Annotated in this window: 17 protein-coding genes; 10 read left to right on the forward strand and 7 right to left on the reverse strand. The window is 67.1% G+C overall.

Going from position 1 to position 11381, the window contains the following annotated elements; translation table 11 throughout:
* Positions 1 to 1095: ATP-dependent helicase (locus Q8N10_RS01435; protein ID WP_305663856.1), on the reverse strand; the 1095-nt coding region annotated here is incomplete at its 3' end.
* 120 nt (positions 1096 to 1215) lie between these two features.
* On the opposite strand from Q8N10_RS01435, the gene Q8N10_RS01440 reads away from it, so the two are divergent.
* Genes Q8N10_RS01440 through Q8N10_RS01450 form a run of 3 tightly spaced genes read left to right on the forward strand, consistent with a single transcriptional unit; the run spans position 1216 to position 1848 of the window.
* Positions 1216 to 1398: a hypothetical protein gene (locus Q8N10_RS01440; protein ID WP_304779237.1), complete on the forward strand. Its 183-nt coding sequence runs from the start codon at positions 1216 to 1218 to the stop codon at positions 1396 to 1398.
* 2 nt (positions 1399 to 1400) lie between these two features.
* Positions 1401 to 1616 carry a hypothetical protein gene (locus Q8N10_RS01445; protein ID WP_304779234.1) on the forward strand — a complete coding sequence of 72 codons (216 nt, stop codon included), beginning with the start codon at positions 1401 to 1403 and terminating at the stop codon, positions 1614 to 1616.
* Positions 1617 to 1620: 4 nt separating this feature from the next.
* Positions 1621 to 1848: a hypothetical protein gene (locus Q8N10_RS01450; RefSeq protein WP_304779232.1), complete on the forward strand. Its 228-nt coding sequence runs from the start codon at positions 1621 to 1623 to the stop codon at positions 1846 to 1848.
* On the opposite strand, the gene Q8N10_RS01455 is transcribed toward Q8N10_RS01450, so the two are convergent.
* Positions 1845 to 2054 (reverse strand): ribbon-helix-helix domain-containing protein, encoded by a 210-nt coding sequence (locus Q8N10_RS01455; RefSeq protein ID WP_304779230.1) that lies wholly within the window; start codon positions 2052 to 2054, stop codon positions 1845 to 1847. The genes Q8N10_RS01450 and Q8N10_RS01455 overlap by 4 nt on opposite strands.
* 134 nt (positions 2055 to 2188) lie before the next feature.
* Here Q8N10_RS01455 and Q8N10_RS01460 point away from each other — a divergent pair, with 134 nt between their 5' ends.
* Both Q8N10_RS01460 and Q8N10_RS01465 read left to right on the forward strand, forming a co-directional pair.
* Positions 2189 to 2959: a Coq4 family protein gene (locus tag Q8N10_RS01460; protein WP_304779228.1), complete on the forward strand. Its 771-nt coding sequence runs from the start codon at positions 2189 to 2191 to the stop codon at positions 2957 to 2959.
* Positions 2960 to 3015: 56 nt separating this feature from the next.
* Positions 3016 to 3732, forward strand: a complete 717-nt coding sequence (locus tag Q8N10_RS01465) for a Coq4 family protein (protein WP_304779226.1) — start codon at positions 3016 to 3018, stop codon at positions 3730 to 3732.
* A 70-nt stretch (positions 3733 to 3802) separates the two neighbouring features.
* On the opposite strand, the gene Q8N10_RS01470 is transcribed toward Q8N10_RS01465, so the two are convergent.
* Positions 3803 to 3979 (reverse strand): DUF4169 family protein, encoded by a 177-nt coding sequence (locus Q8N10_RS01470; RefSeq protein ID WP_304779223.1) that lies wholly within the window; start codon positions 3977 to 3979, stop codon positions 3803 to 3805.
* Positions 3976 to 4863 (reverse strand): DUF6807 family protein, encoded by an 888-nt coding sequence (locus Q8N10_RS01475; RefSeq protein ID WP_304779220.1) that lies wholly within the window; start codon positions 4861 to 4863, stop codon positions 3976 to 3978. The genes Q8N10_RS01470 and Q8N10_RS01475 overlap by 4 nt, the downstream gene beginning before the upstream one ends.
* Before the next feature lie 126 nt (positions 4864 to 4989).
* Between Q8N10_RS01475 and Q8N10_RS01480 the strand changes: the two genes are divergently transcribed.
* A complete protein-coding gene (locus Q8N10_RS01480; RefSeq protein ID WP_304779217.1) occupies positions 4990 to 5226 on the forward strand; it encodes a DUF2171 domain-containing protein in 237 nt (78 codons plus the stop codon).
* Between the two features lie 49 nt (positions 5227 to 5275).
* On the opposite strand, the gene Q8N10_RS01485 is transcribed toward Q8N10_RS01480, so the two are convergent.
* From Q8N10_RS01485 to Q8N10_RS01495, 3 genes are read right to left on the reverse strand one after another with little or no spacing between them, the layout of a single operon-like run.
* Entirely contained in the window at positions 5276 to 5683 is a 408-nt protein-coding gene (locus Q8N10_RS01485) for a hypothetical protein (RefSeq protein WP_304779214.1), read from the reverse strand.
* 47 nt (positions 5684 to 5730) lie between these two features.
* Positions 5731 to 6255, reverse strand: a complete 525-nt coding sequence (pyrE, locus tag Q8N10_RS01490) for an orotate phosphoribosyltransferase (RefSeq protein WP_304779211.1) — start codon at positions 6253 to 6255, stop codon at positions 5731 to 5733.
* A gap of 2 nt (positions 6256 to 6257) precedes the next feature.
* Positions 6258 to 7460, reverse strand: coding sequence for a pyridoxal phosphate-dependent aminotransferase (locus Q8N10_RS01495; RefSeq protein ID WP_304779210.1), 1203 nt, complete (start codon positions 7458 to 7460; stop codon positions 6258 to 6260).
* Between the two features lie 135 nt (positions 7461 to 7595).
* Here Q8N10_RS01495 and Q8N10_RS01500 point away from each other — a divergent pair, with 135 nt between their 5' ends.
* From Q8N10_RS01500 to Q8N10_RS01515, 4 genes are all read left to right on the forward strand, one after another.
* Entirely contained in the window at positions 7596 to 8009 is a 414-nt protein-coding gene (locus Q8N10_RS01500; RefSeq protein WP_304779206.1) for a hypothetical protein, read from the forward strand.
* A gap of 41 nt (positions 8010 to 8050) precedes the next feature.
* Positions 8051 to 8758, forward strand: coding sequence for a TVP38/TMEM64 family protein (locus Q8N10_RS01505; protein ID WP_304779204.1), 708 nt, complete (start codon positions 8051 to 8053; stop codon positions 8756 to 8758).
* Positions 8755 to 9375 (forward strand): glutathione S-transferase family protein, encoded by a 621-nt coding sequence (locus Q8N10_RS01510; protein WP_304779201.1) that lies wholly within the window; start codon positions 8755 to 8757, stop codon positions 9373 to 9375. Before Q8N10_RS01505 ends, Q8N10_RS01510 begins: the two co-directional genes overlap by 4 nt.
* A gap of 214 nt (positions 9376 to 9589) precedes the next feature.
* Positions 9590 to 11188, forward strand: coding sequence for a 2-isopropylmalate synthase (locus Q8N10_RS01515; RefSeq protein WP_304779199.1), 1599 nt, complete (start codon positions 9590 to 9592; stop codon positions 11186 to 11188).
* The last annotated feature ends 193 nt before the right edge of the window (positions 11189 to 11381 follow it).

Raw genomic sequence — 11381 nt, forward strand, 5'->3', positions numbered from 1 at the left:
CGCGCGCTCGATCTCGTCGGCGATCAGCCGGCTCTCGGCCTCGCCGTCCCAGACCCCGCGGACCACCACCTTGTCGCCGCCGTCGGCCTCGGTCCAGAGCGTCTTGCCCAGGCGCGACTTGTTGGTGGCGATCAGGCCCGAAGCCGCCCCCAGGATATGGCTGGTGGAGCGGTAGTTGCGCTCCAGACGGATGACCTTGGCGCCCGGGAAGTCGCGCTCGAAGCGCAGGATGTTGTCCACCTCGGCCCCGCGCCAGCCATAGATCGACTGGTCGTCATCGCCGACGCAGCAGACGTTCTGGCGCTTCTGGGCCAGCAGGCGCAGCCACAGATACTGGGCCACATTGGTGTCCTGGTACTCGTCCACCAGGATGAATTTGAAGCGGTCGTGATGCTCGGCCAGCACGTCGGGCTGCGAGGTGAAGATGGTGATGTTGTGCAGCAATAGGTCGCCGAAGTCGCAGGCGTTCAGCACCCGCATGCGTTCCTGGTACAGGCGGTAGAGGGCCTGGCCCTTGCCGTTCGCGAACTCTTTGCCCTCGTTGGCGGGCAGGCGATCGGGCGTCCAACCGCGGTTCTTCCAGTGGTCGATCAGCCCGGCCAGGGTCTTGGGTGTCCAGCGCTTGGCGTCGATGTTCTCGGCTTCCAGCACCTGCTTGATCAGGCGTTCCTGATCGTCGGTGTCTAGGATCGTGAAGTTGGACTTCAGCCCCACCAGCTCGGCGTGGCGGCGCAGCACCTGGGCGGCCACCGAATGGAAGGTGCCCAGCCAGCGCAGCCCCTCGGCCTGGGGGCCGATGATGGCGGTGATCCGCTCGCGCATCTCGCGCGCGGCCTTGTTGGTGAAGGTGACCACCAGCAGTTCCCACGGCTTGGCCCGGCCGGTGGCCAGGATGTGGGCCAGCCGCGTGGTCAGCACCCGGGTCTTGCCGGTGCCGGCGCCGGCCAGCACCAGGACCGGGCCCTCGGTGGCCTCGACGGCGGCCCGCTGCTCGGGGTTCAGCCCCTCCAGATAGTCGGGGCCATGCACCCGCGCCAGATCGCTGATCCGCGGGGCGGGGAGGGGGGAGTCTTCAAACGAGTCATAGGACGACATTGGAACATATGTAGCACATCGGACCGCCGACTTAAGGGGCCGCGCGTCGTGATCTGCGCTCCACGGAACCTTGACCACTGGGGTTCGTTCTCTTCCCGACTTTAAACCTGGGAGGCTAAATTGGCTGAGAACTCTGGAAATGGCGGGACGCCCGTCCTGGCCTTCATCGTGGGCGGCCTGCTGGTGGTCGTCGCGGTCATCGGCTTCATGATGTATTCGGGCGGCGGCTTTGGTCAGTCCAAGAGCGTGGACATCAACATCAAGGCGCCGGACATCTCCGCCCCCGCAAAACCGGGCGGCTGAACGTGGCGCAAAGCTCCAACCGGACTGGCCCCTGGTTGGCCTTTCTGGTGGGCGGGCTGATCGTGGCGGTCGCCATGATCAGCTACTTCGCCTATGCGAGCCGACAGGCGGCGCCGGACCTTAGCCAGACCGTCGGCGTCAACCTGACCCTGCCCAAACCGCCACCGATGCCGGACGCGCCAAGGCTCCCTGCCGCTCCGATCCCGGTTCCGAAGTGACGCCATGACCGACGATGCGAAAACTCCGCCCCCGGCTGACCACCCCGGCGATCCGATACCCCGCGGGACCAGCCGCAACATCCCGCCGCTCGTCTGGGTGATCCTCGCCCTGCTGGTGGCGGTGATCGCCTGGGCCGCCATCGGGTACGAGAAGACCAATGTCACGCCTCAGGGTGAGCCCGTGCCCGCGGTCGAGAACGCCGAAGGGCCGGCCACTGGCAAGGCTCCCTAGCCGCGCGCGAAGCCCAGGGCGGCGACTCGACAGGCTGAGGCCAGCGGGCGTTCGCCGCGGGTTTCGTCCAGGCGGGCGATAAGGCCGGCCAGGCTCAGCCCCTGGTCCTGGGCCATCTCTTCCAGCACCGCCCAGAACTCTGGCTCCAGCGCCATCGAGGTGGCGTGGCCGGCGAGCAGGATCGAGCGTTTACGCAATCTGGCCATTTGCACCCTAGTCTCAGGTCTCGCGCCGGCGATGCAACACTCTTCGAGGGAGAGCTCACCATCGAAAAGGGCACTTGCCAAAAAATGACGCTGGCGTCATCTTTAATCCGAACATGGTTCGAAAGGTCCCTCCCATGACCACCGCCGTTGTCGATGTGCGCTACTCCACCCAGCCGATGCCCAAGCCCGCCCTGCAGTGGCGCGTGGCTCTGAAGGCCCTGGGCCGCCTGCTGAACGACAAGGAAGACACCGGCCAGGTGTTCGAGATCATGCGGGCCCTGAACGGCACATCGACCCGCGACGGCTATCTCAAGCTGCTGACCACGCCGCAGGGCGGGCGCATCGCCTATGAGCGTCCGGAACTCGCCGACAAGCTGATGGACGACGCCTGGCTCGACGGCTTCGCGCCGGGCACCGTGGGCGCGGCCTATCGCGACTTCGTGCGCACCGAGCAACTGTCCGCCCAAGGCCTCGCCGAGATCAGCCGCGAGGGCGCGCAGGGCGGCATCGACCTGCAGCACCCCTACGCCTGGATGGGCCGCCGCACCCGTGACGTGCACGACATCTGGCACATCCTGTCGGGCTACCATCGCGATGGTTTGGGAGAGGCCTGCCTGGTGGCCTTCTCCTACGCCCAGACCGGTGGCCTGGGCTGGGCGCTGATCGGCGTCGGCGCCGCGATCCGTTCCCGCAAGGGCGACCAGCCCTACGCCAAGGCGATCTGGCAGGGCTATAGGCGCGGCAAGGCGGCCGCCTGGCTGCTGGGCGAGGACTATGAGCGCCTGCTCAACGAACCGCTCGAGGCCGCCCGCAAGCGCCTGAACATCACGCCGGCGACGCACTACATCGCTATCCCGCCGGAGGCTCGCGACTGGAGCCCCGAGCAACTGGCGATGGCCGCCTAGCTCTTGCTCTAACGCCTCTGTCGGGCGCATCCTTTCGAAAACAGGGGATGGACGCCATGGAAGAGCCCAAGCGCGGACTTGGCGAGGCGATCGCGGCGCTGGGACGCCTGCGCGCCACGGGCGACACCAAGCATGTGTTCGAGATCACCCGGGCCCTGAGTTCGCGCAAGCCGCCGGCCGGCTATGCCCGCCTGCTGACCACGCCCCAGGGGGGGCGCATGGCCTATGAGCGGGTGGAGCTGTGCGAGCGGTTCGGCGATGACGCCTGGCTGCGGAGTTTCGCGCCCGGGACGGTGGGCGCGGCCTACCGGGACTTCATCACCCGCAACAACATCTCAGCTGCGGGCCTGGCCGACGCCAGCCAGCGGGCCGCTGTGGGCCAGACTCAGTACGAGCATCCTCACGCCTGGTACGGCCGCCGCAACCGGGACATCCATGATGTCTGGCATGTGCTGACCGGCTATGGGACCGACGGGCTGGGGGAGGGGTGCGTGGTGGCCTTCTCCTATGCGCAGACCGGCAGCCTGGGCCTGGCCTTCATCGCCTTGCACGTGGCTCGGACGGGCAAGCAGACCCGGCCCGACCTGCCGTTCTTCGCCGCCGTCTGGCGCGCCTACCTGGCCGGACGCCGCGCGGTCTGGCTGCCGGGCGAGGACTATGAGCGGCTGTTCGCCGAGCCCCTGGAGAGCGCCCGTGAACGGCTGGGCATCAGCCCGCCCGATACCTACCGCCAGATCCTGCGGGCCTTCGCGCCACAGATGGCCGCAGCCTGACCAAAACGACCGTCATCCCCGGGACAAGCCCCGCCATGACGATCCAGGATGAAAGGTGAGGGAGGGGGAGCTACTCCTCCCGCTTGGCGCCATCCAGCAGCCGGACCACCTTCGCCGCCTCGGCTTTTTCGATGGCCCTCTCGCCCTTGGTGCGCCCGAACTTGGCGCGATTGGCCACCGCCTGGGACTTGGCGTCCTGTTTGGCGCGAGCTTTCTTCGCCTTGTTGAAGTTGACGATGTCGTTCATCGCGCCGCCGACTCCCGGGGCTGGATGACCACGGTCGACTCCAGGCGCAGCGGCCGGTCGATGGGGATGGCGTAGGGGGCGCGGCCGGGAAAGACGCAGTTCTGCATGGAGAGCTCCCGACGCAGGATCCAGCGGGTGATCGGCTGGCCCTGGGCCTTGCAGGCCAGGCCCACGGCCCAGGCCGGATAGGCGTTGGCGACGGGCCAGGCGAACCCCATGGCGGGGCCGGCCGGCAGGGCCTCGACCGCCGGCGTCACCGCTTCGCCGCGGGAGGCGAAGCTCAGGCGGTCGGGTTGCACCAGCCGCATGGAGAAGCCGCCATAGCCCTTCACATCGTCGCTGCCGCCGAGGCTCAGGCCCGGCGCGCGGGCGGTGATGGTGGTGTCGAACTCGATCCTCTGGCCCGCCGGAGTCGCCGGGCGGACCGTCACCTTGGTGATCTCGCGGGCGACATAGACCAGCTCGGGTTTGGAGGTAACGATCCAGTCGACGTCGACGGTGAGGACGCCCGACCCGTCAGGCTGGCCCTGGAACTTCGTGCCGCGCACGAAGAAGGTGAGGCCCTTCATGAACCAGCCGTCGGCCACCACCTCGTCGCCGAGCCGCACCTGGTGCCAGCTCCAGAACAGGCCGCGCTGGTGCAGGTGGTCGGCGGGCCGATCCTCGGTGAGCAGCGTGCCGTCGGGGGCGTAGAGCGGGTTGACGTAGTTGAGGCGGCCAGGCTCGGCCGGGTCATTGGTCCTGGTCCGGTAGACCAGCACGGTGCGGCCATTGTCGGTGAGGGTGACGCTGTCGGGCGCTAGCTTGGCGTCGATGGCCGCCTGCGCGGCGACAGGCGCGGACAGGACCAACAGGGCGGCGAGGGCGGAGGCGAACTTGCTCATGAATGCAGCCTAGCTTCTGACAAGACGTCGCGCATCCAGCCGCGGATGAAACTTCGGAAAGCCGGCGTCATGAAACCCCGCCGCGCTCTCAGGGGTTTGTCCCTGACCCAATCCCAGGAGACGCGCATGATCCAGACCTCAGACATCCTCGAACATATGGAAGTCGTCGGCTCGGACGGCGGTCACGTTGGCCGTGTGGACCATGTGCTCGGTACCGACATCGAGCTGGCCAAGATGGATTTCGGGTCGGGCATGAAGCATCACCTGATCCCGCTGACCTGGGTCGAACAGATCATCGACCAGAAGGTGCAGCTCAACATGACCAAGGACGCCGCCAAGGCCGCCTGGCGCGAGAGGCCCTAGGACTTGAGGCGCGGCGGCGATGCCATCATGTGTCGCCGCACCTTCACCTCTAGGCGGGGCGACGGTCGCGAACGCCATCAACTCGGGTGAAGGCGAGAATGGCCGTGTTCCCAGCGAGGAACCCCGCATCGATTAACCAGAGAGTGCGGTCGCGCCATTCGACGGCTGCGATCAGGCAGACCAGGATGACGAGGGCCACGTTGCTCCAGATCAGAACGGGACCGGCGTTCATCGTTCCGAACGCGCGGAAATTGAACACGTAGAGGACGGCTGACGCAACAAGCACCGCAAGGAAGCCCGACAGACCGACGATCTTGTCCATGTTGTCTGGCCCGTTGGCAGGCCAGAACATCAGCGTGCCAATCGCGGCGAGAACGCACAGCAAGCTATAGATCGCCGCGTTCCATCGCAGGACGCGAACGATCGGCAAGACAAGGCTGAGGGCGTCCTTCGGCATGCCTGCGCTTCCCCATGGCGAAACCAAACGTCTCGACCACGCCTAGACTACACCGCCAGGTCTTCCTTTCTGAAGGCCGCGAACAACGGTGCGGCCAGTCCCTCGATGCGGGGCTCACCGTCGCCACGCCAGAGGGTGCAGACCACGGCGGTGAGAACCGCCCCCGCGTCGGCCAGATGCGCCGCGGCGTCGCGAACCGCGCCGCCGGTAGAGATCACATCCTCGATCATCACCACCCGGCGCCCTTTGACATCCGAACCCTCGACGGCGAGGCAGGTCCCGTAGGTCTTGGCCTGCTTGCGCACGAAGGCGGTGGGGATGCCGCTGATGAGCGACATGGCCGTGGCGATGGGCACGCCGCCCAGTTCCACGCCGGCCAGAATTTCGGTTTCGGCCGGCAGCAGCGGGATCATCGCCTCGGCCACCCGTCTCAGCAGCGCGGGGTCGGCCTCGAAGCGGTATTTGTCGAAATACTCGGTGGCCACCGCGCCAGACCGCAGGACGAAGGATCCCTGCAGCCGGGCGACGGCGTCGATATCGGTCGCGAGCGCGCGCTTGGCGTCCGCGTCCATGCCTATTTGAGCGAGCCGCAGAAGCGCTGGATCCGTCCGCAGGCGTCCTCCAGGACGCTGTTGGCCGTGGCGTAGCTGATGCGGAAGTAGGGCGAGAGGCCGAAGGCCGCGCCGAACACCACCGAGACGCCCTCCTGCTCCAGCAGTTCGACGGCGAAGTCGGCGTCGCTGGCGATGACCTTGCCGCTGGGCGCCGTCTTGCCGATCAGCTTCTCCACCGACGGATAGACGTAGAAGGCGCCTTCCGGGGTCGGGCAGTGCAGGCCGGCGGCCTGGTTCAGCATGGAGACCACCAGGTCGCGGCGCTGTTCGAACAGCTTGGCGTTGGGCTTGATGAAGTCCTGCGGACCGTTCAGCGCCTCGACGGCCGCCCACTGCGAGATGGAGGAGGGGTTGGACGTCGTCTGGCTCATGACCTTGGCCATGGACTTGATCAGGGCCTCGGGGCCGGCGGCGTAGCCGATCCGCCAGCCGGTCATGGCGTAGGCCTTGGAGACCCCGTTCATGGTCAGCGTGCGGTCGTACAGCCCCGGCTCCACCTGGGCGATGGTCCAGAACTGGAAGTCGCCGAACACCAGGTGTTCGTACATGTCGTCGGTCAGGATCCAGACGTGCGGATGGCGCAGCAGCACGTCGGCGATCGCCCGCAGTTCGGCCTTGGTGTAGGCCGCGCCCGAGGGGTTGGACGGCGAGTTCAGGAAGACCCACTTGGTCTTCGGCGTGATGGCGGCTTCCAGGTCAGCAGGCTGCAGCTTGAAGCCGGTGGCGTCCGAGGTGGCCACGGCCTTCGGCGTGCCGCCGGCCAGCAGCACGATATCCCAGTAGCTGACCCAGTACGGGGTCGGGATGATCACCTCGTCCCCGGGGTTCAGGGTCGAAAGCATGGCGTTCCAGATCACCGGCTTGCCGCCCGGCGAGACGTTCACCTGGGAGGTCTTGTAGGTCAGGCCGTTCTCGCGCTGGAACTTGCCGACAATGGCTTCCTTCAGCTCCACGATGCCGTCGACATTGGTGTACTTGGTCTTGCCATCACGGATCGCCTTGATGGCGGCTTCCTTGATGTTGTCGGGCGTGTCGAAGTCGGGCTCACCCGCGGCCAGAGAGATCACATTCCGGCCCTGGGCTTTGAGTTCGCGGGCTTTCGCGTCCGCCGCCAGGGTGGCGGAGGGACTAACGCGGGACAGCGCGGCGGATTCAAGCGACATGGCGGGGAAACTCCCGGTCGAAGGGTTTAAGAAGAACGGGCCGGGGTGTAGCCGAAGGGGGCGCCCAGGCAAAGCCGCGAACCGCGCGGAACAGCCATTCTTCCGCCCGTTTGCCCAAAGGTCACAGGAGCCGTCATGAAACCCGCCCTGATCGCTATCCTCTCGGTGCTATCCGTCGCCGCCTGTCAGCGAAAGGCCGAGGGGCCTCCGCCCCCACCGCCAATCGGCGCGCCGCCGCCCGCGCCGCCCCAGCCCGCCCCGACTCAGGCGTCCTTCATCGGCCGCTGGGCCGCCACGGCCGACCTCTGCGCGACGGGCGCGTGGGTGTTCGACACCGACCGGGTCTCGACGGCCGGCGAGGTGGGCTGCCGGTTCGGCTCGGTCTCGCCGACCCCCACAGGCTACTTGATCAATGCGAGCTGCACGGCGGAGGGACCGCCGCAGCCCAAGACCTTCACGCTCACCATGCTCGGCGGGACGCCGCCCTCGATGATCGTGGCGGGCGGTCCTTGGTCCGCGCCGGTGACCCTGCACCTCTGCGCGGGCTGAACCCGGCTTGACCGTCGCGCGGCGATGGGCGAGGGCAGGCCATGCGTCGCCTTTTCCGCTTCGTGACCGAAATGGACGCCCAGGCGTGGCGAACGCTGGCGGTGTCCTTCGTGCTGTTTGGCGGGGTGGGGATCGTCTTCCTGTTCGGCGCCCAGGTGCTCGGCTTCAACGGCGAGGCCACCGTCGAGCAGTGGCTGGGAACCGCAACCGGACCCTGGGCCCTGCCGGCTGCGGTGGCGGCCTTCGCCCTCCTGGCCTTCATCGGCGTGCCGCAGTTCATGCTGATCGCCGCCGCCGTGGTGGCGTTCGGCCCCTGGACCGGGTTCGCCTATAGCTGGATCGGCACCATGGTGTCCTCGCTGGTGGGCTTCTATCTGGGTCGCTTCGCCGGGGCTCGCGCCCTGCAGACCATCTCCGGCGAGAGCATGCAGCGGTTCATGGGTCTGGTGGGCCGCAACGGATTTCTGGCCAGCCTGATCGTGCGGCTGGTGCCCTCGGCGCCCTTCATCGTCGTCAACATGGCGGCGGGCGTCACGCCGATGCGCGTCATCCAGTTCGCCGCCGGGACGGCCATCGGCATCATCCCGAAAATCGCGCTCACCGCCTTCGCCGGCAACTCCATCGTCCAGGCCATGAAGGGCGGGAGCTCCAAGCACATCGTCTGGCTAGTGGCTGTCGCCGCCCTCTGGATCGCCATCGGCTGGTTTGCACGCCGCTGGCTGAAGTCACGGGAGGCCGACAAGCCATGATCAAGCTCTATTCCTTCCCCGGCACCATCAGCCTGGCGGTTCACATCGCCCTGGAGGAAGCGGGCGCCGACTATGAGCTGGTGAAGGTCGACTTCCTGAAGGACGAGCAGCGCTCGGCCGATTACCTCGCCATCAACCCCAAGAGCCGGGTCCCGGCCCTGGTGACCGAGCGCGGGGTGCTGACCGAGGCGCCCGCCCTGATGACCTATGTCGCCCAGGCCTATCCCGAGGCGAAGCTCGCGCCGCTGAACGACCCCTTCGCCCTGGCCCAGGTCCAGGCCTTCAACACCTATCTTTGCAGCGCTGTCCATGTCGCGGCGGCCCACCGCCATCGCGGCTACCGCTGGGCCGACGACCCGGTCGCCCTCGCCGACATGCGCCGCAAGGCGCCCCTTGCGGTGGCCGAGCATTTCACGCTGATCGAGACGGAATATCTCGCCGGACCCTGGGTGATGGGAGCCGACTACACGATCTGCGATCCCTATCTCTTCACGCTCACCGGCTGGCTGCCGCGCGATGGGATCGACATGGCGCAGTTTCCGAAGGTCTCCGAGCACTTCGCGCGAATGGGCGAGCGGCCCGCGGTGAGGAAGGTTCTTGCGCAACTGGCCGCCTGAAGGCCGTCAGACGCAAGACTCTTGCGGTGAAGCCCCGGATTCTATAGATCGTATCCCTATGCACTCGCATCTGCAGAGCCAGCTTCTTCTTACGCTGGGGCTTAGCCGCCCCTGGGCGCCCCTGTAGGCTGCGCATCTTCGCGGCCGGGCGCTTAGGGGATGACCCCGACGCTCGAGCCTTCTAAAACACCCCCGCGAAGAATGAAGTGATCCCATGACCGTATCCTCCGCCGACCAGGCCCCGTCCGCCAATGACACCGTTCGCAAGGAAAGCGACCGGGTCATCGTCTTCGACACCACCATGCGCGACGGCGAGCAGTCGCCCGGCGCGTCCATGTCGCTGGACGAGAAGCTGGAGCTGGCCAAGATCCTCGAAGAGATGAGGGTTGATGTCATCGAGGCCGGCTTCCCCATCGCCTCCAACGGCGACTTCGAGGCGGTCCGCAGAATTTCCGAGATCGTCACCGAGAGCACCGTCTGCGGCCTGGCCCGGGCCGGCGTGGCGGATATCGAGCGCGCCGCCGAGGCGATCCGCCCGGCCAAGCGCGGCCGCATCCACACCTTCCTGTCCACCAGCCCCAGCCACCGTGACCACATCCTGCGCGCCAGCCAGGAAGACATCCTGGAAATGATCACCAAGTCGGTGACCCACGCCCGCAACCTGTGCGGCGATGTGGAATGGTCGGCCCAGGACGCCACCCGCACCGAGCAGGACTTCCTGCGCCGCTGCGTCGACGCCGCCATCAAGGCCGGCGCCGGAACCGTGAACCTGCCCGATACGGTGGGCTATTCGTATCCCAGCGAGTACGCCGACATCTTCCGCGACATCCTGGAGAACGTGGACGGCGCTGACCGCATCATCCTGTCCACCCACTGCCACAACGACCTGGGCCTGGCCGTCGCCAACAGCCTGGCCGGGGTGCAGGGCGGGGCGCGCCAGGTCGAGGTGGCGATGAACGGCATCGGCGAGCGCGCCGGCAACGCAGCCCTGGAAGAGGTCGTCATGGCCCTGAAGGTGCGCGGTGACCAGCTGCCCTACTTCACCAATATCGAGACCCAGCACATCACCCGGGCCAGCCGCTACACCTCGGCCATCACCGGCTTCCCGGTGCAGTTCAACAAGGCGATCGTCGGCAAGAACGCCTTCGCCCACGAGAGCGGCATCCACCAGGACGGGATGCTGAAGGATCGCGGCACCTACGAGATCATGAGCCCTGAGACCGTCGGCCAGGGCGCTTCGAACCTGGTGATGGGCAAGCATGCCGGCCGGGCGGGCTTCCGCGAGAAGCTGAAGGAACTGGGCTACGAGCTGGGCCAGAACGCCCTGAACGAAGCCTTCCAGCGCTTCAAGGACCTGGCCGACAAGAAGAAGCACGTCTTCGACGACGACATCATCGCCCTGGTGGACGACGCCCTGGCCAGTGGCGCCGACCGCATCCAGGTCAAGCACCTGCGCGTCGTAGCCGGCACCGAGGGCCCCCAGCAGGCGGAGCTGACCGTCACGGTCGATGGCGTCGAGAAGTCGGGCGCCGCCACCGGTGACGGGCCGGTGGACGCGGTGTTCAACGCCATCCACCAGGTTGTCCCGCACACCGCCATCCTGCGCCTGTTCCAGGTGCACGCGGTGACCGAAGGCACCGACGCCCAGGCCCAGGTCTCGGTGCGTCTGGAGGAGGACGGTCGGATCGCCACCGGCCAGGCCGCCGACACCGACACCCTGACCGCCTCGGCCAAGGCCTATGTCAACGCGCTGAACAACCTCCTGGTCCGCAAGGAAAAGAGCGCGCCGGACGCCATCGCCAGCGGGTTCTGACCGCCCCTCGTTTCTCGGGACATTCTGCGAATTTGCCGCCCCCGTCCGCGACGCAGGGGAATCGCATATGGCGTTGGAGTCGAAATCTTAGGTCGAAGCGGATTCTGCAGATGTCTCCTTGGTGTTTGGAGACGGGGTTGTGGGGACGTTTTCTGACTACTTTGGGGCCGTGTCAGACCCTCGTGCCGGTAAC

This window comes from Phenylobacterium sp., assembly GCF_030693625.1.
Taxonomy (GTDB): domain Bacteria; phylum Pseudomonadota; class Alphaproteobacteria; order Caulobacterales; family Caulobacteraceae; genus Phenylobacterium; species Phenylobacterium ferrooxidans.

Coding starts and splice junctions, on each gene's coding strand:
- Q8N10_RS01465 (WP_304779226.1), top strand. CDS start 3,016: ATGGAAGAGCCCAAGCGCGGACTTGGCGAGGCGATCGCGGCGCTGGGA.
- Q8N10_RS01500 (WP_304779206.1), top strand. CDS start 7,596: ATGAAACCCGCCCTGATCGCTATCCTCTCGGTGCTATCCGTCGCCGCC.
- Q8N10_RS01495 (WP_304779210.1), bottom strand. CDS start 7,460: ATGTCGCTTGAATCCGCCGCGCTGTCCCGCGTTAGTCCCTCCGCCACC.
- Q8N10_RS01510 (WP_304779201.1), top strand. CDS start 8,755: ATGATCAAGCTCTATTCCTTCCCCGGCACCATCAGCCTGGCGGTTCAC.
- Q8N10_RS01450 (WP_304779232.1), top strand. CDS start 1,621: ATGACCGACGATGCGAAAACTCCGCCCCCGGCTGACCACCCCGGCGAT.
- Q8N10_RS01455 (WP_304779230.1), bottom strand. CDS start 2,054: ATGGCCAGATTGCGTAAACGCTCGATCCTGCTCGCCGGCCACGCCACC.
- pyrE (WP_304779211.1), bottom strand. CDS start 6,255: ATGGACGCGGACGCCAAGCGCGCGCTCGCGACCGATATCGACGCCGTC.
- Q8N10_RS01475 (WP_304779220.1), bottom strand. CDS start 4,863: ATGAGCAAGTTCGCCTCCGCCCTCGCCGCCCTGTTGGTCCTGTCCGCG.
- Q8N10_RS01460 (WP_304779228.1), top strand. CDS start 2,189: ATGACCACCGCCGTTGTCGATGTGCGCTACTCCACCCAGCCGATGCCC.
- Q8N10_RS01515 (WP_304779199.1), top strand. CDS start 9,590: ATGACCGTATCCTCCGCCGACCAGGCCCCGTCCGCCAATGACACCGTT.
- Q8N10_RS01480 (WP_304779217.1), top strand. CDS start 4,990: ATGATCCAGACCTCAGACATCCTCGAACATATGGAAGTCGTCGGCTCG.
- Q8N10_RS01485 (WP_304779214.1), bottom strand. CDS start 5,683: ATGCCGAAGGACGCCCTCAGCCTTGTCTTGCCGATCGTTCGCGTCCTG.
- Q8N10_RS01505 (WP_304779204.1), top strand. CDS start 8,051: ATGCGTCGCCTTTTCCGCTTCGTGACCGAAATGGACGCCCAGGCGTGG.
- Q8N10_RS01470 (WP_304779223.1), bottom strand. CDS start 3,979: ATGAACGACATCGTCAACTTCAACAAGGCGAAGAAAGCTCGCGCCAAA.